Source organism: Actinomycetota bacterium (assembly GCA_030682655.1).
In the GTDB taxonomy this organism is placed as follows: Bacteria; Actinomycetota; Coriobacteriia; order Anaerosomatales; family JAUXNU01; genus JAUXNU01.
Genome location: JAUXNU010000070.1, coordinates 1 through 2,083 on the forward strand (window position 1 = coordinate 1; position 2,083 = coordinate 2,083).

At 64.9% G+C, this 2,083-nt stretch carries 3 protein-coding genes; all 3 read left to right on the forward strand.

Annotated elements, in window-relative coordinates:
- Positions 1 to 141: 141 nt before the first annotated feature.
- Positions 142 to 636, forward strand: a complete 495-nt coding sequence (gene leuD / locus Q8K99_04340) for a 3-isopropylmalate dehydratase small subunit (protein MDP2181782.1) — start codon at positions 142 to 144, stop codon at positions 634 to 636.
- 30 nt (positions 637 to 666) lie between these two features.
- A complete protein-coding gene (gene leuB / locus Q8K99_04345; protein ID MDP2181783.1) occupies positions 667 to 1,728 on the forward strand; it encodes a 3-isopropylmalate dehydrogenase in 1,062 nt (353 codons plus the stop codon).
- 56 nt (positions 1,729 to 1,784) lie between these two features.
- Positions 1,785 to 2,083 (forward strand): aminotransferase class IV (locus tag Q8K99_04350; protein ID MDP2181784.1); only part of this gene is annotated, 299 nt, incomplete at its 3' end.

The following is a 2,083-nucleotide window of genomic DNA, read 5'->3' on the forward strand; positions in this document are numbered from 1 at the left end:
GGAGACGCAGCAGCCACACGAGTGTACGCACGAGAGGCGCTCAGACACGACGACCTGCCGCAGGCGGTCCGGGAGTGGCTCGATGGTATTGTTGAGGACGACGTCGCGCAGTAGCGCGATGAGGATGAAGGGTGTGGACGCATGCGGTTCCAAGGCACAGCACACAAGTACGGACGCGACATCGACACGGACGTCATCATTCCCGCTCGCTATCTCAACACCTCCGTGCCCGAGGAGCTTGCCGCGCACTGCATGGAGGACCTCGACGCCGAGTTCGTGAAGAAGGTCGAGTTCGGAGACATCCTTGTGGCCGAGGAGAACTTCGGCTGCGGGTCGAGCCGCGAGCACGCCCCCATCGCCATCAAGGCCGCCGGCGTGAGCGTCGTGATCGCAAAGAGCTTCGCGCGCATCTTCTACCGCAACGCGATCAACACAGGACTCGCGATCCTGGAAGCGCCTGAGGCGGTCGACGGCATCAGGAACGGCGACCAGGTCACGGTGGACGCCGACACGGGCGTCATCATCGACGATACCACCGGGCAGACCTATCGCGCCCAGCCGTTCCCGCCGTTCATCAAGGACATCATAGAGAAGGGCGGGCTCATCGAGTCCGTCCGTGACAAGGTCGGACGCTAGGGTCTGAAATACGAGAGAGAGGGCTTTCACGTGGCGCAGTTCAAGATAGCGGTTCTACCCGGCGACGGCATCGGGCCGGAGATCAGCGATCAGGCGGTCAAGGTGCTCGACGCGGTGGGCATCAGGTTCGGTCACGCGTTCAACTACACCTCGGCTCTCATCGGCGGGGCGGCCATCGACGCGACGGGCGGCCCGCTGCCCGACGAGACGCTACGGATATGCGAGGCGTCCGACGCCGTTCTTCTCGGTGCCATCGGGGGTCCGAAGTGGGACACCACCGACCCGAAGGGCGTGCGTCCCGAGCAGGGACTTCTCGGCATCCGCAAGGCGCTCGGGCTGTACGCGAACCTTCGCCCGGTCAAGGTGTTCGAAGCGCTTGTGGACAGCTCGACCGTGAAGGCTGAGGTCATCCGCGGCGTCGACATCATGATCGTGCGGGAACTCACGGGCGGCATCTACTTCGGGGCGCGAGGGCGCGAGGGCGACATGGCCTTCGACACCGAGACCTATCATGGTTTCGAGGTCGAGAGAATCGTTCGCAAGGCGTGCGAGCTGGCGCGGGCGCGCAAGACGGCCAACGTGTGCTCCGTCGACAAGGCCAACGTGCTCGAGTCCTCGCGGCTGTGGCGCGAGGTCGCGCACAAGACCGTGGCCGACTACCCGGACATAGAGCTGTGGGATCTGCTCGTGGACAACTGCGCCATGCAGCTCGTGAAGAACCCCAGGCAGTTCGACGTCGTGGTCATGTCCAACATGTTCGGCGACATCCTGTCCGACGAGGCGTCGATGCTGTCGGGCTCGCTCGGTATGCTCGGTTCGGCCTCGCTCGGCGACGGTCCCGGCCTGTACGAGCCGAGCCACGGCAGTGCGCCGAAGTACACGGGCATGGACGTGGTGAACCCGACGGCCACGCTTCTCTCGGCGGCGCTCATGCTGCGCTACTCCTTCGGACTCGAGACGGAGGCCGCGGCGATCGAGGGCGCGATCGAGCGCGTGCTGGCCGACGGGTTCCGGACCAAAGACATCATGGAGGAGGGCGCCCAGCTCGTGGGCACGAGCCGCATGGGCGACCTGATCCGCGAGAGACTGTAGACTGCTGGGTACCGCGGCCGCCTGAGGCGCACCGCGTACGTGGAAGGGGAAGGGCGATGTCACTGCCGAAGGTGGACAAGATCTGGATGGACGGCGCGCTCGTCGATTGGGATAGCGCCCAGGTCCACGTTCTGACGCATGCGCTCCACTATGGCTCAGGCGTCTTCGAGGGCATCCGCTGCTACGAGAGTGCCGACGGCCCGGCGGTCTTTCGCCTCACCGAGCACATGGAGCGCCTCGAGAGTTCTGCCAGCATGTTGCTGATGGATATCGGCTACTCAGTCGAGCAGATGGTGGCGGCGGTCAAAGACACCGTGCGCGCGAACAACCTCAAGAGCTGCTACATCCGCCCGCT